This window comes from Spirosoma horti, from assembly GCF_054776595.1.
The window spans coordinates 39,150-63,546 of record NZ_BAAHBQ010000004.1; the positions used below are offsets into that span (position 1 = coordinate 39,150).

Below are 24,397 nucleotides of genomic sequence, written 5' to 3' on the forward strand. Positions count from 1 at the left end.
TTTAGCATATACATGTTCGACACACATAAACCACTCGAAACCGCTGTTCTGGTCGCTCTGATTACCCAAAAACAGACGGCCGAGCAAACGAAAGATTATCTGGACGAATTGGCCTTTCTGGCCGAAACGTCGGGCGTTAAAACGATTAAGTCGTTTACGCAGAAACTTGAGCATCCGGACAACCGTACGTTCGTTGGCAAGGGAAAGCTGGAAGAGATTCAGACATTTATTCTGGACAATCCGGTCGACTGCATCATTTTCGATGATGACCTGACGCCATCTCAGGTGCGGAATCTGGAAGATAGCTTTAAGGAAATCAAAGTACTGGATCGCAGTCTGCTCATTCTGAACATTTTCTCGATGCGGGCGCAAACCGCTCAGTCCCGGGTGCAGGTTGAGTTGGCGCAATACCAGTACATGTACCCGCGTCTGACCCGGATGTGGAGCCACTTAACCAGCCAGAAGGGTGGTGTGGGGATGCGTGGACCGGGAGAGAAAGAGCTTGAAACGGACCGTCGGATCGTGAAAGACCGGATTGCCTTCCTAAAGGAAAAACTTGCCAAGATCGACAAGCAAAGCGTAACGCGCCGTAAAGAGCGTGACCGCCTGGTGCGGGTGGCTTTGGTTGGCTATACGAACGTAGGAAAATCTACCTTGATGCGCACGATGGCAAAAACCGACGTATTTGCCGAAAACAAACTGTTTGCAACGGTCGACTCGACGGTTCGCAAAGTAACACTGGGCAATATTCCATTTTTGCTGACCGACACGGTAGGGTTTATTCGTAAACTGCCCACGATGCTCATCGAGTCGTTTAAATCGACGCTCGATGAGGTGCGCGAAGCCGACATTCTGGTTCACGTAGTGGATGTATCCCATCCTAATTTTGAGGAGCAGATTGAGGTCGTGAACGCGACGCTGGCCGATATCAAAGCCGCCGACAAACCAATGGTCCTCGTTTTCAACAAAATGGATCGGTTCTCGCCAAAAGCGTCCTGGATGGAAAAAGCTGAATTGCCCGAGGAAGATGAGGTGTTCAATGGCGGAGAAGAGGTGATGATTCCGATAGCGGTACAACGAAAAACCGCGCTGGAATACCTTAAGAAGACCTATCTGGCCCAAAAGGCGGATTACGTAGCCTTCATCTCAGCCGAAACGGGCGAGAACGTAGGCGAGCTACGGGAGTTGCTGTATACGCTGGTCAAAGAGAAGCATTACTTCATTTACCCGAACTGGGTGGGCGTTCCGCTCAGTGAATCGGCAGATGACTTTGGTGACGGTTTGGCTGGTTGAGGGATTTTCAGCAATTTTGCACGCTGTGACAAACCTATAAGGTTTTTGAAACCTTATAGGTTTTCATTTTGGTCCCGTAGTTCAACGGATAGAATAAGCGTTTCCTAAACGCTTGATATGGGTTCGATTCCCGTCGGGACTACATACAAATAAAACAAGCCTCTAATTCATTATGAATTAGAGGCTTGTTTTATTTGTATGTAAACCTTTTCTTTCTCTTCTCCAGCAAATCAATGTTGACAGAAGGAGGTCATGTCCAGCACTACCATTTCCTCCTGGAGAGAATAGCGTATCTATTGGCGGGTCATTACGAATGTTTTACGGAGTAGTTTGATCCCTTTATATATGGTTACGTTCAGGGCATGTGGCTCTTCCATACGCACTTCGACACTCAACGACATGCCCGTTTTGGGATGAGTCAATCGCCCTCCCGTCCACTCTGCTCCATTGTACCCCAAATCGCGGATCAACACGCTGTCTTTCACCAAACCATAGTTTTTTTCGCCCGCCTGGTCCACCTCCGCGACCCTGACAAAATAACGATTCCCTTGCCGGTAAATATTGACGCTGGAGCCCTGAGAAGGAAACAGCCATCGACCCAGGATCTGGTCGCCCGGTGGATCGGGCACGGCGCCTACTAATGCGACGAGCAACAATCCCAGAAAAATTCGACAACAACGGATAACAATTTGCATTCGCACACAGGATTTTTGCCTTTACATTAGACCTGGCAATTTATGATCAGGAAATAAATAACTCATAGTGAGGAGCTTATACAATCAGAGAAGTACGTTTCCTTTTTATATAAGCCAATTTGGCACTAATTGTTGTTAAAAACCAGACCTGGCCTGCATATTGCCATACGCATCCAGCAGCTGATCTCAGAAACAGGTATATAGCTGAACGTTCGTTTTTACACCTATCCAGGTCAATCCGTTGTAGGAGTATACTACTGGTCTGCAACTTATCTGCCCGTTTTTGCATCTTTGACGATATCGTCTTACCTGCTCATCTTCGCCATGCGTCAACTCCGCTTACTAATTGCGTTCCTGCCCCTCGTTGTTTCGGCGGCTCATGCAGATGATCTGGATGATTTTATCCGGGAACAGCTCCGAAAACGGCAAGTGCCTGGCCTATCCATAGCCATCATTCAGAATGGTAAAATCGTTAAAGCACAAGGGTACGGCTTCATCGATCAAGGCGGCAAGATACCTGTTACGGCTTCCACGTTATTCCAGGCCGGGTCGATCAGTAAATCGGTTGCAGCAGTAGGTGCCCTTACGCTGGTAGAAGCCGGTAAATTATCCCTCGATGAGGATGTTAACGCCAAACTACACACCTGGAAAGTCCCCGAGAATGAGTTCACTAAAGAAAAGAAGGTCACACTCCGCGGCTTACTTAGCCACACAACCGGGCTAACCGTTCACGGTTTTCCTGGCTATGAGGTTGGTAAACCCATTCCTACGGTTGTGCAAATTCTGGATGGTACATCGCCGGCCAACACCGCTGCGGTTCGTGTCGATTTTGTTCCGGGAACCCGTTGGCGGTATTCGGGCGGGGGATACACCGTCATGCAGCAACTTATGCTGGATGTAACGGGCAAATCATTTCCAGCATACCTGCAGCAAACAGTCTTAGATCCGTTAGGCATGAAGCAAAGTACGTACCAGCAACCACTCCCCCCCGACAAAGCCAAAGAAACGGCAACAGGCTACTACGGGGATCGACGTGTCGTAAAAGGGCGGTGGCATATTTATCCCGAAATGGCCGCAGCCGGTTTATGGACAACTCCTTCCGATCTGGCGCGTTTTGCTATTGGCATCCAGCGTGCGTTTGCCGGTAAAGCGGGGGGCGTCTTGTCCCAGACAATGACTCAACAGATGCTTACCAACCAGAAAGACAACGATGGATTAGGGGTTTTCCTGCAAGGCAAAGGGCATACCATGCGTTTTGGCCACAATGGTCGAGATGAAGGGTTTGATGCGGCCATGACAGCTGGCATTGAAACGGGCCAGGGTGTTGTGATCATGATCAATGCCAACGATAACTCGCATATGGTTAGCCGAATTATGGACGAAGTGGCCAAAACCTATCATTGGGCCGACTTCTCAGAAGCAACCGCCATTAAGCGCACGGCCGTTCCCGTCCCGGCTACTCAGCTTACGGCCTATGAGGGCCGATACGAGCTGGCAAATAACCAGATCATTACCTTTATGGCGACGCGGGATGGGTTGGTTACGCTGGCCGACGGCCTTCCCGATGAAGAGTTTGTGCCTGAAACAGCTACGCATTTTGCATCAAGGGAGCAGGATATTTATTTAACCTTTCATCCCGATGCGTCAGGAAATGTGACCGAATTAATCTGGAAACGCGGGAAAGACGAACGAAAAATACCGCGGATTGGGCCCTTATTTCACACCTTAAAGCCAATACCGGATCCAGATCCGGCGCGTACCCGCAAAATTGAAACGGCCATAAAAGCCATGGCTCAGGGCGGTAAAGCCATTGAGGCTGCCCCGAATGTAACTGCTGGTGTGCGAAAAGATTTCGCTGTCGGGACCAATGTGCTCTCTGATATTAAAACCATAACGTTTGTCAATGCAGAAGATGTGAACGGACGAGGCATCGAACGCCACGAAGGCAACGTCAGTCAAATAGTACACTACACATTTGACAGTGAACATACTACGCGCTACCTGCTGGTCTACCTGACTGCCGACGGGCTGGTCACTGATTATGATGTAGTCGAGAAATAGGCTATATACTGCCTGGTCGAAATAACAAGTGAATGGCCTGGCCTGGGTAATTTCTATGGTCAAGCTGGCGCTTGGCTCAGACAATCATGCGCCTGTAATCGATTACAGGCTTTACCAAAAAATAATCCTTCAGACGGGTAACGGTACGGCTAAATCGCTTTATTTCGGGAGTATTTCGAAAGCATACTTCCATGACTCTTCTGCGTTCTTTTATTCTTGTCGGCTTTTTAGCCTTCATGCACCTTGCTGCTCAGGCGGCCAAAGTCGACACAGTCAATACCTATAGTTCGTCGATGAAGAAGACGATTAAAGCGGTTATCGTTACGCCTGACTCGTATTCCATTGGGCAGGAGTTTCCGGTTGTGTATCTGCTCCACGGCTACGGTGGCAATTACAGCGATTGGGCCAGAAAAGTACCTACCATCAGCAATGCCGCCGATCTTCATAAAGTGATCATCGTTTGTCCGGATGGCAATGTCGGCAGTTGGTATTTCGACAGCCCGGCCGACCCTTCGTTCCGCTATGAAACTTATGTGGCCGATGAGTTGGTAAACTGGGTCGATGGGCACTACAAAACCATTAAAAACCGCTCAGGACGCGCTATTACGGGCCTGAGTATGGGTGGGCACGGTGCCTTATACCTGGCCTTCAGACATCAGGCCGTATTTGGCGCGGCTGGTAGTATGAGTGGTGGCGTCGATATTCGACCGTTCCCAAACAATTGGGATATGGCCAAACGCCTGGGCCCCTACGCGCAGTTTCCGGAGCGATGGGAGCAAAATACGGTCATTAATCTACTTTACCTACTTACCCCGGGCGCATTGGCGCTGATCGTTGATTGCGGTACGGAAGACTTTTTCTTTCGGGTCAATAACAACCTGCACGACAAGCTACTGGAACGAAATATCGCTCATGACTACATAACCCGACCGGGTGGCCATAACTGGACGTACTGGACGAATGCCGTTACCTATCAACTGCTGTTTATGCGGCAGTATTTCGACAGACCCAAAGCAAATTGACGGGCATTTAGCAGACCGCCGGTCAACATCGACCCGAAAAAGAATACTTTAGTTAAAAGCCGTGTTACCGGTGTATGGATTGCCAGAACATACGCCCAAAATCGGGTATTGACGCGGTAAATCACGACTAAATCAATGAGAACTGAAGCTATTTACGAATTACTGACCAGGGCGATCCACGAGATCATTACGGAGCCCTGGACCATTGCCGAACTCAACATCCGCTATCTGGTATCGACCAATGAAGCCGAGTGCGATGGGACGTACCTAGATGCGTCGGGGGAAGCCCAGGTCTTATCGACCGAATTTCCTGATGAGCTAATCGAAGTCCTTCCCGAGTTATTTACGAATCGCGCCAGCGAAGGAAATCCGCCAGCCAATAGCATTCAGATGACGATCTCCGCCCAGGGGCGTTTTGCAGCCGATTATGAGTGGGACCAGGAGATTCAGGACGAAGACGACCATTTTACGAAAGGCGGAACCGTTAAAGAATGGCTGAAAATCCAAAAGGAGAAATACGGACGTTCGCCGGAATTAGACTAAAATAACGTGGGAAATGGCTTAAATAGCCCTTAGTGTAGCTCATGGGCAACCATTCGTCGCCCTGAAGGAAAAAGTCGATCAAACATTAACCACATCGGACCGCCGAAGCGGAGCCACAAAGCACACAGAGGTCTAACGGGCTACTTTCTACCCGAATAAATCTCTGTATACGTTGTGGCTCCACTTCGGCGGTCCGATGTGGTTAAAAAATACTGTATTCGCCTACAGCATGGGCTTGAACGGATCAGCATTCAATATATACAGCCATTACTCACGTTAGAAGCCGGTATTGTTGGGCAATAGATTTGGGTTTACATCGGACTCCTGTTTAGGGACAGGGAATAACAACTGCTTTTCGCCGAATGTAAAGCCAAAAACGGTTTTGTGACCAACAAAATCATCCCAGTTCCCCGTTACATCGTTGTGTACTTTCCGCGTACGGATCATATCGAACCACATTTTGTTCTCAAAACATAGCTCAAAATAGCGCTGCAGCCAGACTTCCTGTTCAAAAGCGGTTTGACTCAATGCGCCAATGGGAGCGAGCGTAGCCCGTGCGCGAATCTTGTTGACAACACTGATAGCCGTCGCATTCGGCGCTCCTTCCGCCCGGTTCGATGCTTCGGCATACATTAAATACACATCTGCCAGCCGGTATAACGTATAATTAAGGTCAGACTTGATCGTGTTGGTAACTGCGTTGACATCAAACCATTTATAGATATAGGCGTTTTTGAAGGTTACCACCTGTCCCGTTTTTATGCTCGGATAACTGGTGAAAAAGAATTGCTTCTCCTGCGCCCGTTTGTCTCCCGCGGGAAACGATTTCACAAATTGAGGTGTCGGGTAAACCGACCCATATTCATCGGCATATTTCGAGATACCCGAATAGTTTGGAATCGTCAGCGACGTTAGCGGGTTGGTGGAGGGAACACTGGCCGCATACTGCACCTGAAAAATAAATTCACCCATGTTTTTGTTGGCCGGGTTAATCATATCCGTGTAGTTAGGAAACAGCGTATAGCCTCCATTCTGAATGACATTCAACGAACGTTTCGCTGATTCGGCATAGAACTGAGCACCGCCCTTGATGGCCGCACCCGCATAGGTTAGATAGACATCCGCCAATATGGACTCGACTGCCCCCATGGATACCCGGCCTGTATTGTCCTGCCAGGGCAGGGTGGATTTTTCAGCCAGCAGCAAGTCAGGGATAATGATTTTGTCGTAAATATCTTTAGCTGGTGTACGGGCCAGATTCAGGTTCAGATCTGTGGGTACGGTGGTGACACTGGGCACCGCGCCATACATCCTGACCAGATAGAAATAGTACAGCGCCCGCAGGGTATGTACCTCCGCCAGCATATTCGTTTTCTGGGCATCCGTTAGTCCACTGGCGTTGATGGTGGGGATGCTTTGAATGGCCAGATTACAGGCACCTACGCCCAGATACAACTGCTGCCACCAGGTATCCACATAAAACGACGTGTTGTTATAACTCAGGTTCTCGAAATTGATAAACCCGGTTTGGCCCAGATCGCTGTTGGCCTTCCCGGTCATAAACTCCAGCAGATTCCAGGTATTGCCTCCATAGGAACCGGACTGCCCGGACAACAGCCCCTGCAAATTAGCGTAGCCAGCATTGGCGTAGGCCTGAGCAACTTTAACACTCGATACCGTTGACGCGGGCGTGATAAAGCCCGTTGGATTTTCCTGTAAAAAGTCCTTGCAGGAATTCAAAGTCAACAGTGATGAGGCCAATACAATATGTTTGAGCACTTTCATAGCTTTCAGACTTACGAGTTAAAAAGTGAGGGTTACGCCTAAATTCCAGACGCGCGGCCGGGGATTGGCAAAAAAGTCGAGGTTCTGAGAGAACGAACTGTTTGCTCCGTAAGCGGCATTAAACGTATCTACCTCAGGGTCGTAGCCTGTGTATTTAGTAATGACAAACAGGTTTTGCACACTCGCATACACCCGTAGCCGATTCAGTTTTAGCCGTTGTAGAGCGGCATTTTGCAGCGAGTAACCCAGAATAAAGTTCTGGCCCCGAATAAATGACCCATCTTCTACCCACCACGTATCGAAATGGGAATCCTGCGCAAATTTGTAGTTACGAACCTGCGAGATCATGGTGTTCTGGTGATCGGGCGTCCAGGCGTCTAACACCGTAGCCAGACTGTTGGCAATCGTTTGCCGATCTTCCGTCGAGTGTTTGAAGGTAGCGGCTGTATTAATGCCCTGCACAAACCGAATGTCGAACGTAAAATCCCAGGCTTTATACTTGATTGTGTTACTAAACGTACCGGTCCACTTTGGCGTTGTATGGCCTATGATGCTGTAATAGTTACTACCATCGGCGTTGTAGATGTATTTGCGGTCGCCGGGTTTCAGGTTATGCTGAGCGGCCAGATCGGCCTCATCCGTGCTGTATGTTCCCAGCCGGGTCATCCCATACAATGACCCAATCGACTCGCCTACCCGCAGAATATTGGTCTGGCCCAGAAAGTTGGGACCGGGAAAAATATCGGCATTCCCATTATTTAGCTTCAGGATTTTATTTTTGTTTGAAGCAAAAATAAAGTTGGTCGACCAAGTGAAATTTTCGTGTCGTACGTTAACCGTATTCAGCGCTATTTCGATGCCGGAATTTCGCACAGAACCAATGTTTTGGTACACGCTGGCAGTCTGCTCACCCGCCGACCACGGAATTGGAGCCTGTAATAAAAGGTCCTTCGTAACTCGATTGTAGTAATCTATCGTCAGATTGATATTATCACGAATGCCTAATTCAAGCCCCGCATCAAACTGCAATGATTTTTCCCACTTCAAATTGGGATTTCCGAGATAGCTTGGCAATAACGTAGACTGAAGAGCGCCACCTAATACGGTTGTGTTCGGCTGAATCTGGGCGATGGATTGGTATTGGCCAATTTCCTGGTTCCCGGATAACCCATAACTCGCCCGAACTTTTAGATTGCTAATATTCTTATTTCCTTTCAGAAAACTTTCTTCCGATACGCGCCAGGCGGCACCAACGGAAGGGAAAAAGGCGAATTTATTATTAGCGCCGAATTTAGATGAACCATCGTATCGACCAGTGGCCGTAAATAAATATTTTTCATTTAAGTTATAGGTCAGCCGGGCAAAATAAGAGTTCATTGTCCACTTGTAATCGCTTGAAGTAGATGAACTTCTTACGGCTCCCGAACCGAGCGCATGCCATTGAAAAATATCATCAATGAAATTTTGGGTTTCTACAAAATTGGTCTGCTGATTATATTGCTGCCAGGAAGCACCAAGCAATGCCGTAAATCGCTGGTGGCTGTTAATCGTTTTATTCCAGGTCAGGTAATTTTCAGACTGCCAGTAATTATTTGTGTAGTTCCTGATGTTAGCAACGCCACCCTGATCAGCTGACAAGTGGGCAAGATTTTGCGAAGAAAAGAAATTGTTTTTCTGTGCATTCAGGTTATACCCAAAGTCTGTTCTGAAATCAAGATCTTTTGTTATATGGCCCAGCAAATAAACGTTACCGATCGCCTGTAATGTATTATTGATTGTATACCGGTTATTGGCAATATTGACAGGATTAGGCCCACCTTCCAAACCGGGAATATCATTATTACCAGCCCACGTACCATCCGGATATTTCACGGGTACGATGGGCACTTCTTCGGAGACCATCCGGGGCACGTTTAGGCCGCCATTTCCATCCGATACCAATCGTTGCTGACTATTGATCAACGAAACAGCGCCCCCAATTTTCAGCCAGTTATTTATAGTATTATCTAATGTGAGTCTTGCTGAGTATCGCTTAAAATTAGACGTGATCATTAACCCATTCTGGTTCAAATAACCCACGGACAAACTATACAATGTTTTGTCTGAACCGCCCTGAAAATTAAGCTGGTGGTTTTGAGAGAAAGCTGGTTTATAAACCTCCTTTTCCCAGTTCGTATTGTATAAAGGCTTGTCGTTTGCATCGAATAATAAGGGGAACGTCGTATGGTTGAGGGGCGCCTGGGGTGTCCATGTGCCCCCTGCCGGATCAAATTTCGTTCCGTTGGCAAAGGCAAGATTGTACGTTTTAACAAATTCATCTGAGTTCAATGTCGGAACATGGCGGTATAAATCGCTTATGTTCACGTTGCCATCATAGGAAACGCGGGTACCACCTACCCTACCCCGCTTAGTCGAAATAAGAATAACGCCATTGGCGCCACGTGCGCCATAAATAGCGGTAGATGAGGCATCTTTCAACACTTCAAGTGAGGCTATATCATTGGGATTGATGGCGTTACCATCTACACCAATGACACCATCGACCACATAGAGTGGATCAAGACTTGAGTTGATGGAGCCAAGCCCGCGCACCCGGACTTTAGCGGCTGCCCCCGGTGCATTGCTGTTGACACTTACTTCAACCCCAGCTATTTTACCCTGTAAAGCCTGCGAGACGTTGGGCACAGGTTTATCCATTAATTCCTCCCCCTTGATGGTGGCCACGGCGCCCGTCAGATCTGATTTTTTTACGCTGCCATACCCAATGACCACCACTTCTCCCAGCGATTTAGAATCAGGTACTAAACTGATATCTACTGCTGTCCGATTACCCACCTTAACTTCCTGACTACTAAATCCAACAAAACTAAAGACCAGTACAGCCGATTCATTTGGTACGGAAATCTTGTAATTTCCATCGATGTCCGTTGTTGTTCCCGTCGACGTCCCTTTGATAAGAACATTCACGCCAGGAATAGGCGACTGTCTTTCTGAATCCACTATTTTTCCCTGAATTGTAATGTCTGCACCAGCACGAAATCCGGGCAAAACTCCGGCAGAAACGAATGAGCTTACCAGTAATAAGCCAAACAAGCATATTCGGGTAATTTTACTCAGTCTCCACACAGAAAAATGTACAGCATTTTCCATACGTTTGAATAGGTTAAAAATTAAACAAAAGCAAAGGCAATCTTACTACACAATTGAGCTATTAAACAGTCATTTAAACAGAAAAAGGCATTTATTATAAAACACAGCTAATTCTTTCAATAGCGAATTTTACGAATCGGTTAACAGATTTTTACTTAATTTTTTCGATTAATGATAATCGTTTCTATTAATTAAAGCAGTTGATTAGATAAATAAATAGCATACTGCTATCCGCAACAAGATTCTTGCGGTAGACCCTCTATCAGTAAGCAGTTATCTACCCGTGGCTTACTCCTGTTGAATTAATTAAAATCAGATGTTATTTTAGTTAATAATTAATTTAATCTCATTATCCCTCCTGGAATTAAGCATTGTCATTCTATTAAAAAATAGGAAGCAATAACCAAAAAATACTTAAGTAATGTTACAATTATCTTGTAGGTATTTTACTCATTAATACCAATGTACTTATAAATGAATCATTAAAATTTTACTATTCAAAGATTATTCTTAAAATAATAAATACAAATTAAAAATTTATTAAAATATTTTATCTACCTGATTATAAACAGGTTTACTAATCATAACGCTACAATTATGAATTAATCAGAAAATGCAGAAACTAAGTTACAGACACTGCCTAGACAAAAGGGTAGTTTTTTTTAAAGAGGAAATACCAGGGGTATTTCCTAAACTAGATGGCCTATACTTTATAAATTTGCCTTTCTATTTTTTAATAATTATTAAATTAGTTTAACTTTTTATAAATACTCCATAGTATAAAATGAGTATTTAGATAGTAACTATAAATTAAATTTACCTTCATTAAATACAATCGCACGAGCTGCTTTTAACAGCCCATACTTAAAATGAGGGCATAAAAAAGATGGAAGGCGAGCAACATGGACTAAGCAGATCAACGCCACTAAAGCGGTTGACATCTACCTGGCCCACGTTACCCGCGTTCCATCTATCGATCAGTATCTTTTATATCGCTATTCTAAACGGAAACCCGTTCCAGCCAGCGCTCACCCTGCGTATACTTTGCCTCCTGAAGATCTGTGAGGGATCGCTGGAAGTTGAGTAATACACCCCATACATCCATCACAAATCGGTTTTCGGATTGCATTTGCCGGAAGAAGTTGACAGCTTCGGCATGCGACAGGCCGCCTGTTGTTTTAGCAATGTTCATAAGTACCCCAAATACATCGTCGGCCATTTGTGCATCGCCACAAACGTAGTAGTGGCAATTAGGCTGAGAGAGCACATCCCAGAGGTCTTTACTGCGCTGGCCGATCAAATCCTGCACGTAGATTTTTTCTTCGTCGAGTCGGGAGAAAGCTACATCCAGATGCGTCAATACGCCCGCTTCGTGCCAGGTCTCTAATTCTTGTTGATACAGGTAATCGTTCAAATTTCGACAGCCAAAAAACAGCCGGGCGTGCCCAACAGGTCCCGACACAGGGGTGATGAACTCATGACCATTGACATATTGATAACTTGACTCATGCAATGCCCGAAGCTGCACTTCACGATGTTGCAGGAAGCCCAGTAAGGGCGATAGCCCCGTGCCGGCTCCTACCATCAGCATGGGCGCGTGAGGATCGACAGGAGGCCGGAATGTTGACGAACGCACACACATTCTTACCCGCGCATTTCCCTCAGGCGTCAGCCCTGCCAGGTAGTTGGAACAAAGCCCCGAAATCACCTTGCCCGAGTCGGTTGTCAGTTGAACAACGCCCACCGTGAGGTGGATCTGCTTCGGGTGAACCAATGAGCACGATGAAATAGAATACAAACGGGGTTTCTGCCTGGGCAGCAACTCAATAAGCTGTTCGAACGATAAGTGGGCCGATGGAAATACATCCAGCAGATCAGCTACCGTCGGAAACGTATCGGCAATGTGCTTCTTTAAGGCCTTATACTCCTCATTGTCTTCCTGATTCCGACCTAATATCTCCAGCCAGGATTCCAGCCGGTTTTTATCCGTTGGCGATTGAGCCGTTTTCAGGATCGCACTAAACAGCTCGTCATAAGGTTCACGGATGGTCAGATCTACGTCTTCGGTCAATACCTGCCCTACCTGTACAGGATCCGGGTAGGCATGCTCACCCGGAACCCTCACTCCCCGGCTATCGATGAGCGAGGTAGTAAACCAGGCATTGGTATCAACGCCCAGCCGATTGGCCAGTCGTTGAACTAACTCAGGCGGGTTCTGCGGGTAGATCGCCACGTGGTCGCCGGTTTCATAGGTCTGATCCGTATTGCTGATGTCGAGCGCAATAAACCGTGTCGAGCGGCTACCGATGATCACTTTTTTCAGTAATTCCCGATTCTCGACAACCGGAACGACACAGCCCGGTAGTTTCTGATGTCGAAGTGCATCAGCCTCAGCCATGGAGGGCACCTGGCTGGGATCCAGAAAAGAAACCTGCAGACGCGTGTCGGCTGTGGTCGACAGGTCAACGCTGGTTGGGTCTTCGCCAAGCAAGCGGGCCACCAGATCGAGCCATTTCCGGAATGTATCTGCCTGCCCTTTTATCTCATCACCCCGATGCATAGCAATGACGCGGTTGCCACCCACCCGCGCCAATTCGCGATCGAGTGTGACCCCAGCGGCACAGAAATGCGTGTATACGGTACTCCCCAGGGCCATAACCGAGAAGTTCAGTTGCCTGAATGCACCGGTTGGCTGCGCCAGAATTCGGGCGTGAAACTTCTGAGCATTGCCCGGCAAATCACCTTCTCTAAAGGTAGATGTAACAACGAGCAGTAAATCTTCCTGACCCAGGTGTGAAATGGTATATTCATCGAGCGCCATAACGCGCGGATGGTATCGACTCAGCCGACGCGCCGTTTTCCGGGCGTAGCTTTCGGCCGTACCCGTCTCCGAACCATACAGAATGAGAATCCGCTGGGGCCGATGTTCGGGGGCTGTAGTCCGGTCGGGTCGAAGTGCCTGAACCTGCATTCGGCTCGTTCCCGAGAGTTCCGTTCCATCCTCCTCGTCGGCCGTCATCAATTCATCATTGATCACCACCCACCGATCGGCGGCATAATGATAGCTCGGACTGAGAAAAAAGTCCCGCATTTCGTGGTGCCAGACCGGCGTGACGCTCCCGCCCGCCGACGGAACCACCCAGGACCACTGAGCGGGGCATTCGCGCCCGGCCCGTTTTTCGCGCAGGTCGTGGGTTAAAAACTGGCGAGCTGCGGTCTGGTGATCGACCAGGGTTACTTTGGCTTTGGAAAAGGAGTGCAGAACAGCGGCATTCAGTTCCAGAAACGCCCGGTCACGCCAGAGGGTCTGCTCACTGGACGTATCCAGTCCTATAGCGCGGGCAATGGCTTCGGCCTTTTCATAACGTCCGTCTTCCCAGAGGTTACGGGCGATTTCGGTTTCCATAAACCAGCCATTGAACGGAACACAGCCGTACTGAATTCCTCCTATATCCATCCGGAAGTTGGAAATAGCGGGAATGGCGCACCATTTAAGGTCAAGCGCATTCATGGCCGGATAAGCCGGGTGCTCAATGGATACTTTCAGAATATCATCGTCGCCGAACTGATACATCTTGGGCGATTGGCCAGGTACATCAATCACGAGTGGCAACGTGTCGTAGGCCGTTTTGGTGGCCGGGGGCGTCCATCCGCGCCGAATAAGGGTTTGGGTGAATTTTAGATTCGCCTTATCGCCGAGGACTGACCCGTCTTCCTGTTCGTAGGCCGCAAAGCGAATGTACTGACTGTTCCAGATGCGTGGCCCCCAGCGTTCCATTGGTTTTTTGGGGCGAAATACGTTCATCACAATCTGCACATTACCGCCATTGGTGGCCATTCGCAGGTGTTCAGCGCATTCCCGAAACATCTCGTCGGGGTCGGTAACATGGCGTACATCCCGCACAATCATGTTGCGCCACGAAATTCGGCCAATGCATTTGGCCGAATTCCGCCAGGCAAGCTGAGCACCATAAGCCAGTTCTTCGTAGGTATGCGTATAACTTCCGGTTGCCTGAATCTCACGCTTGATCTCCTCCCACCGACGTTCACTATCAACGGCATCCCAGGCCAGTTCACCGCCAATCAGGTCAATGTATTCTTTTGCTTTAGCCAGTATGCGCTGCTGATTGATCATGGGTTGCCGTAGCACATTGGTCACCCGGTTGAGCAGGATGCCCCAGGCATGTTCCTGTTCGGCAGTAAAGTCAGGAATGTACTTTTTCAACACCGTCATCATGGGCCCAACCAGTTTGGGATAAGCTTCTGGTGGCACTGAAAAATTCGTGTGAACCTGACTCAGGTCACGCAGTTCCTGAACAATATTGAGGCCACTATCCAGCGACCGAACCAGAAACGCAACTGCCTGCATCAGGTGCTCGGTCAGACTGTCGACGTCGGTACGGCCAAAAAACGGAATAATTTCGGGATGTGTCTGAAACAGGATATGGTAGAAATCGGTACCAATAATGCGTGCATCAGCCGCCAGCCGATCTCCTCCCTGCCTCATTGCCCGAATCATATCGGGTGTCAGAGCCTCTTCGTACTGCTTGGTAGCCGCCAAAGCGGGGGTTAAAATAACAATCGTAAAAAACCGGTACATGGCCGAATTCGTCCCTTTAGCCAGGTTTTCGCGGTCGTACTCTTCCAGATGAGGCACATGATCCAGTGTCCAGGTCCACACCCGGCGAGCCGTCAGCCAGTGTTCGGGGCGCATGCCCAGGTCGGCCAGCAGCGCCACATAGTCTTCAACCGATTTAGGCCCTTCAACTGGTTCAGGATAAATGCCCCGGTAACTTTCGCGAAGGATTCGTTCGCTATGAGGCATCAGCCGCCGAACGCTCACATCGAACAGGGTGACAAAGTAGGCGGGCACCAGGTCCACGGCATCGCCAAAGAGGTCGGTCAGTTCAGGTTCTTCGTAAAGAAGCCTCTCGAAGAACAGTTCAATGAGCAAGTCCTGATAAGCCAGAAACTTGTTCCAGGTATCTTTCACCAGCACCTGCTCGGGTGCTGTCAGATGGGGTAAATCCGTGACGTCTTCTGGTAGGGTACGTTCAGTTGCCCTTCTGGCCGCCTGAACGGGGGCCGTTGTCGGTGCAAAAAAGGGACAGCCTGCTAGAGTTGCGTTTGCGATATCGTTAGCCGAATGCATTGATGGGGACGGTGCCGAGTCTTCTGCCAGCTCTCGGGTCATCCGAATACGAACCTGCATGTGAGGAGCCTCCTGCCAACCCCTTAATGGTAAATAAACATCAGTACTACTCTGTCCGTCGGGTTGTGTATGCAGAGGCAATATAAGTTGATCAATTTCATGCCAGTGCTGGCTACCTTCCTGCCGGAACTGCAAAATTATATAAAGTTCGCCAGAACCTTCGTGCCGACCATTGACCAACCACTCCGGCTTGCGCCTTATCTGCAGAATCTGCTCCCGCGAGATAGCCCCCGAATTATCATGTGCCTGAATCAATCCTCGGTACTCATACCCATCTTCAGGATAGTCCAGGGCCACAACTTCTGTGATACGAACCACGCTCAAGGCGCCAGTTTGTGGTTCTTTATCCGGGGTATTGGTAGAGATAGACACAAGATAGTTATTTCGTAAAGTAGAACGCAGGGATAAAAAAGCAGGTGGGTTGGATAGACAGATTAAATTTACCCCTATATTAACTACTTTACCAATTAGTCCGTTTAATAACTAAAATATTGCTAATATATTTTTTACAACACTACTACTCTTTTAATCGCCATAAAGAGCAAACAATAATCAGACCCATCGATCATCCACTGGAAATAAATCGCCATTGCTGTAACAGCCCTTTCCAGCAGTTGATGGAGGTTGCGAAGGGTTTAAAAGCTCGATAGAAGTGCGTACCTATTACCCATTTGCCACACCCGAAAAATCATCAGCTAACCAGATTTCTACCCGTAGTATAGGGCTACTTTTTTCGGAGCAGCCCTGTACGGTGTTATAATAGATTGAGCCGGTTCATTAACTCAGGTTTATTCGCCCGACTAATGGGAATAACTTTATTACTGATTACCAGCGTATTATCTTCAATATCGACTATTTTATCCAGATGGACAATGTAGGAGCGGTGTACACGCAGGAACCGAAGGCCCAGTTTTTCTTCCAGATACTTCATGGTTGTGTACACAATGTGCGTTTGCGTATTGGTGAAGATCTTGACGTAATCTCCCGTGTTCTCGATGTAGGATATATTATCGAAGGGCAAACGGATGTAGCGCCCGTCGGTTTTAATATAAATCTCTTTCCGCTCGTCCGACGAGTTCGTTTTAGGGCGTGCATTCAACTCCAGTACCTTTTCAACAGCAATGTTGAAACGAGGCAAGGTGATCGGCTTTTTCAGGTAATCGGTCACATTATACTGAAAAGCCTCGAAGGCATATTCGATCTTACTGGTCGTTAAGATCACATACGGTATAGACGGCAACTGTTCCAGCAAGTCGAAGCCCGACAGTCCCGGCATTTCTACATCCAGCCAAATCAGATCCACATCCTGTTCAGCCAGGAAATCGAGTGCACTTGCCGCATTATCAAATACGGCGAGTACTTCCAGGGCACTATGTTGCTCACACAGGCGCTGCAACGATTTGCGAGACATGAGTTCATCCTCTACAATTATACAATTCAGACTCATACCTGCGAAAGCTTTTGTAATTCTGTTTCCAAAATGGGCAGCACTTTATCGATCTCGATCATAAAGTCGTGGCAATACTCCTCGATCAGATCCAGGTCTTTATCCTGTCGGGCGCTGTTCTCCAACCGGCGCATTTTCTCCTCAAGATTCGATAGGCCAACCATAGCCAGCGTCGGCTTTAATTTGTGGGCAGCACTGGCCAGATTAGGCCAATCTTTCGTCTCACAAATACCAGGCAACTTGCGTATATCGGGCACAATGTCCGTTAAGAACATGGCGAACATTTCCGATGCGTAGGCCGCATCACCACCGTATAATTCCGATAAGCGCTGGCGGTCGAGGGCCTCATCGAATAAGATACATCCCTCACTACGGATTTGTTCGACGGGTGCGAACCGCTGTAAAACCGACAACAGCTGACTCGGCTCGAAGGGCTTGGTCAGGAAGTCGTTCATGCCAGCCTCCATGGCTACGCTTTTATGATCAAGCATGGCCGAGGCCGTTAGCGCAATAATGGCCGTGTTCTGGTTGGGATTCTGGGTGCTCCGAATCGCCACCGTTGCTTCGTATCCATTCATAATGGGCATTTGAATATCCATCAGAATAATATCGAATCGTTGACTTTTCGCTTGCTCGACAGCCTGTTTCCCGTCCGACGCCATCGTGTAGGGTATGTTCCATTTGTTGAGCAGACTACCAATGTAGGTTTGGTTCATCAGGTTGTCTTCCACAATCAGCACGTTACAGGTTTTCAGTTCATCAACCTGGGTCAGTTGTCTATCGGCGTTATTTTGCTCGGCGGGCACCAGCGACTTAACATAAGGCACCACAAACGTGAACGAGCTACCGACATCAACCTGACTCATTACTGAAATAGTACCACCCTGAATTTCAACCAGTTCTTTCGTAATGGCGAGGCCCAGACCGGTCCCTTTGTGCTTGAACCCATTCGGATTTACCTGCTTGAATTTCTGGAAAACCATATCCAGCTTTTCGGCAGGTATACCAACGCCGGTGTCGGTTACGGTAAACTCAACCCATTGCCTATCCTGTTCTTCTTTACTAATTCGGGCGGTGATCTGAATCTTGCCCTGTTCGGTAAATTTCTCCGCGTTTCCGACCAGATTCAACAGGATCTGATTCAGCATCACATCGTCGCCAATGAATTCATCGGTAATTCGGGCATCCAGCCATACATCCACCGAAATGGGCCGATTCTGGAGTTTCATCTGGAATACTTTCTGCGTACTCCGCAGCAACCCGGCCAGATCGAACGGCCGGGCGTGAATCTCAATCCGGCCGGCTTCAATTTTTGTCATATCCAGCAGGTCCGAAATGAGGCTGTGCAGGAAATCGGCCGATGTTTTCAGAATGTCGATGTATTCGCGCTGCTGCTGGGTCGGCTGTGTATCGAAGAGCAGGTGCGACATGCCGATAATGGCGTTGAGTGGCGTGCGAATTTCATGGCTCATGTTCGCAAAGAACTGCTTTTCGGCCTGTTGGGCTTCTTCCGCAAATCGTTTAGCCCGGGCCAGTTCGTGCTCAAGCTGCTTCCGCTCAGTCATGTCGTAATGGATGCCCATCGACCCGACAATCGTCCCGTTCTCATCGAGAATCGGAACGCCACTCACCAGTACCCAGATGCGGCTACCGTCTTTTTTGATCAACTGCAGTTCATAAGAGCCCGCATTCCCTTTTCTCCGCTCTTCCTGCTGCCGGTCAACAACGGCGACAAACTCGGCAGGCACCAACAGATCTGTTGCATTTTTACCGATCATTTCCTCCTCGGTATAGCCCAGCATTTTGCAGCAGCGCTCGTAGGACCGAACAATGATCTGGTTATTATCTACCTCAAAAAGACCGAGTTCCATGTTGTTCATGATGCCCCGGTACTTCTCTTCACTCCGACGGATTAGCTCCCGTGCCTGATACTTTTCCGTGACGTCGGTGTATTTCCAGAGATGGCCCATGTACTGGTTGTCATCCAGGAAAATGGGAATGTAATCCAGCTCCAGAATACGCCCGTTGGCCATACTGATTTCTTCGCCGACACGGGCCTGCCGGTTTTCCAGCAGTTCATTCATTCGGTCGACGAACGCATCAGGATGCACAAACAGGGGCTTAACCTGTTGGCGTGCCAGCGAGCAGTTGTAGCCAATCAGTTCGTTGGCCGTGAGCGGAATCTCGAACAGGTCGCAGAACAATTGGTTGGCCAGAATGACGCGTCCGTTCTCATCCTCAACCATCACGCCCGACTGTAGGTTAGTGATAAGGGTCGATAGCCGCGTTTGGGTGGTTTCCAGTTCAATTTCGGCCAGCTTGCGGTCCGACACGTCGCGTGCCACCGCCACCAGTTCCAGCGTCTGGCCATCCTGCTCGATGAGCCTGACCGTTTGTCCGATCCAGACGACACGCCCATCTTTTGCCACAACCGGAAACTCGTTGTAGGTGCTATCCTGCCGTTCGGTCATCATTGTCCGATAAAACTCGATGAGCTTCATCCGATAACCAACCAGCACAAAGTCCGTAAAGTGGCTTCCCAGAAACTCCGCTTCCGTATAGCCCAGCAGTTTTTCAACAACGGGGCTCACAAAGGTGAAATAACCGGCGGGCGAAATTTTATAAATAATATCCTGAACAGACTCAATAAGCTGGCGATAGCGCTGTTCGCTTTCCCGAAGTTCGGCCAGTTTATTGCGGATCTGCTGCTCCAGATTTTCATTTAAGTGCAACAACTGTTCATTGGCGTTGTAAAGCGCCAGCGCCTTCTTTTCCAGAATAGCTTCGGCCTGTAATCGAGCTGTTTTTTCGCGGACAAGCCGCCGTTTTAGTAGATCGATGTCCTCCATACCTTACGCCTTCACAATATCAAATAGAACCTGGCTTCCGTCTTCGACAAGAATGGTTTTGGTGATCGTTGCCGTCTCACCAAATGTGGCCAGACAACCTTCAATGAGCCCATGAGCAAAATCGGCCAGTTTTCGCTCCGATGTATAATGCATACGAAGGTGGTTCTCGGAGGGCTGTTCAATGATAAAATGGGGAAGTTCGGCATCAGGATACAGCTTTCGAACTTCTACATGAATATATTGCTGAACGGAGCTAAGTAGGCTAAAAGCGGAATCGGCCCGGTCGACAAAAGGTCGATAACTTCGGGTAAAGGCCGTAAACATATACTGCCCATAGGCCCGCAACAAGTCTGAAACGGGGACCTTGGTTTGCTTACTCAAATTGGTAACCAGTATCACCATTTCGGCGTGATCATAGGTACCGATGGCGGTATAGATACCTCCTGACGGAAGACTGCTATCCTGAAGTAAATGGTCAACTAATTCATAACCGAATTTTTCTTCGATCATTTCTAATAACTCGGTAAAAACAATCCCTTTCATTTAAGTATAAATCCGTACGATGAGACCTGATAATAAGTGATTTTATAGCGCAATATAGTAACAATTTGATACATTATTATGCATAAATTTAACTAAATATGTCCTAAAAAAGACCTGTTTTTACCAAAAAACCGGCAAAATGTGCAGTTCATCGAAAAGTTACCCGGTGTGTTATGTTTAAAGGACATGTTTGCAGTAGTTGAAATACCCAATCCACCCGTCAAAAACCATACCTACACCTCTCTATGAACATTCCGCTGAGTGATGAAGAAATGATCCGTCAACATTTAAACGCAAACTTCACGGGTTGCTTTGAAAACCTTTATAATCGGTACGCGGGGAAAGTTTACAATCAATGTTTTTCGATAACGAAAGATGCTGCACAGGCCCAGGATTTTACCCATGATATTTTTATCCGCCTTTTCGCTCGTTTAGACCAATTTCACGGACGCTCCAGTTTTTCAACCTGGCTGTATAGCCTTGCCTATAATTATTGCCTCGATCAGATCAAGCGCTCCAAGCGACTGACAACGACCTGTTTAAACGACGATATAGACTACTATTGTACGAGTACCGAAGAGGCTGAGAAGGTTGATCACAGCTTGTATCAACTTGCCCAGGTCATGAACAGCATCTCCCCGCAGGAAGCTATCGTACTCCGATTAAAGTACCAGGATGGCCTACCGCTGAGCCAGATTGGCCTTCAACTGAATTTGAAAGAAAGCGCCGTGAAAATGAGGCTCAAACGGTCGCGAACCAAGGTTAAGCAGTTGTGCCAGACGGCAATGGTTTAGTCATCGTCATCGTCTTCGTCTTCCTCCGAACCAGCCAACCAGGCGGGGTATCGTTTTTTACCTTTGGCCGTAAACCATAAAATTCGATTCAATAGGTCGTCATGCCCCCGGTCGATCTGATGAAACCCGTAGCGGATCGACTGGTTGGTAAACCGCAACGACGCCCCTTTCAGCCCGGTTGGCGATGGATTCATGTCGGTCAAAGCAACGCGGTTAGGCAATGCACTGAACGCAAAAGATAGATCAGGCTTATCGGTGAAACAGTCGAACATGGGCAGGGCGGTGGCATCGATAACGTTCATGGGCGGCAGGCCCAGAATCTGCTCCATCGTTCGAACGACCGACGTCTGGTTGTAATTAGTATGAACCGTTTTCTGTAACCGCGAATAAGGACTGACAATATAACCCGTTGTCCGGTAGGCCGACACATGGTCCCAACCCGCCTGCGAATCATCTTCCGTAATAAAAATAACGGTCGAAGCGGCAAACCGGCTGTGTGTTACAGCATCCACAATTCGGCCCACAGCCAGATCATTATCGGCCACCATGGCGCGTGGAATCGGGAAACCAGGGCTCATGCCTGACGTATGGTCATTGGGTAACGACATAACCATCAGGTTCGGTAAGTCGGCACTGGGGTTGGCGGCTGTTTCGTTGAGTTCTTTTATGAAGGCATCGGCGCGCATCTGATCGCTGATCGTTTCGTCATCGCAACCCGGGAAATTCATGGCCAGTATGGGCCTCACCCGCGAAATAGTCGTTGTATTGGTAAATGAGAACGGTTTGCTTTCCTGCCGCATCTGAAACAGCTTGTTCCAGTTATACTCTTTCTTATCGTAGGTGCAGGAACAGGCTTCTCCATAAATGCGCACGGTTTTACCATGATCGAGGGCATTGTTCCAGATCAGCCCTTTTTTGTCGTATACCATGGCATCGTACAGCACGTGTGGGTAGCTCCGAAACCAGGCCCGTACGCTCTTTTCCGTGTAATCGGTAACCATGGCCGCACTGGCCCAATGGTGCCCCTCAGCCGATGATTTACCGGAAACATAGTAATTATCCATCAGCAGATAATCTTTCGTCAGCTGGTGCTGATTGGGCGTAATGCTATCCCCAAAAATGCATAGCTCGGGCATACCATCGCCCTGCGGCAAATCGCCCAGGACCTGATCGTAGGTCCGGTTTTCTTTAATGATGTACAAGACGTGTTTGAATACCGACGGCTCGCCAATGCGCTCGGGTACGGGTCTGGGAGCCCTATTCAGGCGGGGAACCTGCTCGGTTAAGGCCAGACGGAATTGCAGACTAAGCTTTTTTACCTTTTCGGTATACGCATCCAGCTGTTGTTGATCAGGAACCGGAATGAACGATATGGATGCGAGTTGCTTGTGCGAGTTATAAGCTTTCAGGGTGCCTCCCGATGGATTTTTTCCCTGTCCACCCTGATCGACCGGGTTGGCAATACGCGGCCCGATGGCCTCCAGATTAGTCACGTATAACTCATTGTTATGCAGCACCAGTCCCGCCGGATAGGCCTGCGTCGGGATATAGCCCTTAACCGTATTGCCGCCTTTACCGGCAGTGGATGCTCTACTGCCTAACCCAACAACACAAAGGGCATTATCCAGCCCATTGGCTACGTACAGCGTGGTACCGTCGGGGCTGATAGCCAGGCCATTGGGTGTGCTGCCAATGTAGCCGTTTCCCCGATTGTATAAGCCTACGAAAACGGAATCAACGACTTGTTGAGCCGGAACGTCGATGATGGACACGTGATCGCTGTTGCCATTGGCTACGTACAGAAACTTCTGATCAGGACTGCTGACAATGGCGTTCGGGTGCAGCCCGACCGACAGTTCCCGCTCCACTTTACCCTGCGTTACGTCGATTACCGATACTGTACCACGGGCCATGGCACCCGTTTTTGGATCGATGTAAGCGCTTCCCCAGGGGATACCGGCCGTTTCGAATCCATTGGTTGAATCGGGAACCGGCCCGGCCCAGTTGGTTACGTAGGCTCTTGTACCAAGAATGGTCAGGCCAAAGGGTGCCACGCCCGTAGGTGCTGTCCAGATTACTTTTTGATCATTCACCCGGAGCTTAACCAGTTGGTTATTTCCGTTAAGAACGGTGTATAACATCAACTCGCCAGCTTCCTCTTTCAGGACCACTTCGTTGGGCAAGGCAATGGTGGCGGGCGCAATAGCCGAGAAGGGAATAGCCCGAATCAGGCGGGCACGCGTGCCGTCCCAGGCGACCTGCATGACATGTGAATTAGGTTTTCCACGCCCACCGGCACCCCAGAAAATATAGGTTGAATCGTGGTGAACGATGGCTTTTATGCCCGAAAAAGAACTCATACTCCCTTTGAGATCAGAGCCTTTGTTATACTCCCAGCGCGAAATGAGCTTTCGCTGTTTTACGTCAAAAAAAGCAATACCAAAACGATCTTCGACCACGAGTGTCTTCTGATCGGGCAGCAACACGGCATCCAGGCTATGGTTTTCAACGCTGGCATCGCCAAAACTAACAGATTGACCTGCCCCGTCGATAATGCGGTTATAGGGCATCAGAAATGGCGATGTATCGCCCAGGGGGCCGTCGTCGGTTGGTGTTTTATAGGCTGAAGTAAGCTTACCCGACTTACTTCCGATGGAGCCAACATGATGGCACCCACCCAGCAAAAACAGGCTGGTTAGCGTAAAAAGACCGTAACTCACTAACGCAACGTTGATTTTCATGAGAGTAAAAGAGCTGGTTGGTACTGTACTAAAAACCCATAATGGCGACCAAGCTAAGGCCAAATTCACGTAAAAAAAAGATTTCTTTTATGGATAACATGGGCGTAAAGGGTGGTTATTGCGGTGGTCCTTGTCCACACGAATCCTAAGTATGATCGACAATCACAAAGCTCAACTACGAGCTTTATGATTGATTTGCACTAAATAAGGTCCAATATTTTTCGTTCTCGCCGGGTTAAAACCCGGCGCAAAAGGCAACCGC

13 protein-coding genes and 1 tRNA gene are annotated in these 24,397 nt (G+C 48.5%); 6 read left to right on the plus strand and 8 right to left on the minus strand.

The genetic code is table 11. The features are described 5' to 3' along the window. Positions 1-12 precede the first annotated feature (12 nt). Together hflX and ACYVAM_RS11795 are read left to right on the plus strand one after the other, a co-directional pair. On the plus strand, positions 13-1,293 hold the full coding sequence (hflX, locus tag ACYVAM_RS11790) for a GTPase HflX (RefSeq protein WP_461067144.1): 1,281 nt from the start codon (positions 13-15) through the stop codon (positions 1,291-1,293). A 70-nt stretch (positions 1,294-1,363) separates the two neighbouring features. Continuing rightward, positions 1,364-1,435, plus strand: a tRNA-Arg gene (locus ACYVAM_RS11795). A gap of 151 nt (positions 1,436-1,586) precedes the next feature. Here ACYVAM_RS11795 and ACYVAM_RS11800 read toward each other — a convergent pair. Beyond that, positions 1,587-1,988: a DUF2147 domain-containing protein gene (locus ACYVAM_RS11800; RefSeq protein ID WP_461067146.1), complete on the minus strand. Its 402-nt coding sequence runs from the start codon at positions 1,986-1,988 to the stop codon at positions 1,587-1,589. A 291-nt stretch (positions 1,989-2,279) separates the two neighbouring features. On the opposite strand from ACYVAM_RS11800, the gene ACYVAM_RS11805 reads away from it, so the two are divergent. The 3 genes from ACYVAM_RS11805 to ACYVAM_RS11815 all read left to right on the plus strand — a co-directional run bounded on the left by ACYVAM_RS11805 (position 2,280) and on the right by ACYVAM_RS11815 (position 5,614). Next, positions 2,280-4,049, plus strand: coding sequence for a serine hydrolase (locus ACYVAM_RS11805; RefSeq protein WP_461067148.1), 1,770 nt, complete (start codon positions 2,280-2,282; stop codon positions 4,047-4,049). Positions 4,050-4,240: 191 nt separating this feature from the next. Then, a complete protein-coding gene (locus ACYVAM_RS11810; protein WP_461067150.1) occupies positions 4,241-5,071 on the plus strand; it encodes an alpha/beta hydrolase in 831 nt (276 codons plus the stop codon). 135 nt (positions 5,072-5,206) lie between these two features. Then, positions 5,207-5,614: a hypothetical protein gene (locus ACYVAM_RS11815; protein WP_461067152.1), complete on the plus strand. Its 408-nt coding sequence runs from the start codon at positions 5,207-5,209 to the stop codon at positions 5,612-5,614. A 276-nt stretch (positions 5,615-5,890) separates the two neighbouring features. On the opposite strand, the gene ACYVAM_RS11820 is transcribed toward ACYVAM_RS11815, so the two are convergent. From ACYVAM_RS11820 to ACYVAM_RS11845, 6 genes are all read right to left on the minus strand, one after another. Then, the gene (locus tag ACYVAM_RS11820; RefSeq protein ID WP_461067154.1) at positions 5,891-7,354 is read right to left on the minus strand and encodes a RagB/SusD family nutrient uptake outer membrane protein; all 1,464 of its coding nucleotides are present in this window, start codon (positions 7,352-7,354) and stop codon (positions 5,891-5,893) included. Positions 7,355-7,417: 63 nt separating this feature from the next. After that, positions 7,418-10,549 (minus strand): SusC/RagA family TonB-linked outer membrane protein, encoded by a 3,132-nt coding sequence (locus ACYVAM_RS11825; RefSeq protein ID WP_461067156.1) that lies wholly within the window; start codon positions 10,547-10,549, stop codon positions 7,418-7,420. A 1,000-nt stretch (positions 10,550-11,549) separates the two neighbouring features. Next, positions 11,550-16,133, minus strand: a complete 4,584-nt coding sequence (locus ACYVAM_RS11830; protein ID WP_461067158.1) for a nitric oxide synthase oxygenase — start codon at positions 16,131-16,133, stop codon at positions 11,550-11,552. A gap of 382 nt (positions 16,134-16,515) precedes the next feature. Further along, entirely contained in the window at positions 16,516-17,208 is a 693-nt protein-coding gene (locus ACYVAM_RS11835; RefSeq protein ID WP_461067160.1) for a LytR/AlgR family response regulator transcription factor, read from the minus strand. Next, a complete protein-coding gene (locus ACYVAM_RS11840; RefSeq protein ID WP_461067162.1) occupies positions 17,205-20,057 on the minus strand; it encodes a PAS domain S-box protein in 2,853 nt (950 codons plus the stop codon). Before ACYVAM_RS11840 ends, ACYVAM_RS11835 begins: the two co-directional genes overlap by 4 nt. A gap of 3 nt (positions 20,058-20,060) precedes the next feature. After that, positions 20,061-20,600: a heme NO-binding domain-containing protein gene (locus tag ACYVAM_RS11845; RefSeq protein WP_461067164.1), complete on the minus strand. Its 540-nt coding sequence runs from the start codon at positions 20,598-20,600 to the stop codon at positions 20,061-20,063. Between the two features lie 245 nt (positions 20,601-20,845). Between ACYVAM_RS11845 and ACYVAM_RS11850 the strand changes: the two genes are divergently transcribed. Continuing rightward, positions 20,846-21,394 carry an RNA polymerase sigma factor gene (locus tag ACYVAM_RS11850; protein ID WP_461067166.1) on the plus strand — a complete coding sequence of 183 codons (549 nt, stop codon included), beginning with the start codon at positions 20,846-20,848 and terminating at the stop codon, positions 21,392-21,394. Here ACYVAM_RS11850 and ACYVAM_RS11855 read toward each other — a convergent pair. Further along, the gene (locus ACYVAM_RS11855; RefSeq protein ID WP_461067168.1) at positions 21,391-24,135 is read right to left on the minus strand and encodes a bifunctional YncE family protein/alkaline phosphatase family protein; all 2,745 of its coding nucleotides are present in this window, start codon (positions 24,133-24,135) and stop codon (positions 21,391-21,393) included. The two genes, ACYVAM_RS11850 and ACYVAM_RS11855, sit on opposite strands and share 4 nt — an antisense overlap. Positions 24,136-24,397: the final 262 nt, after the last annotated feature.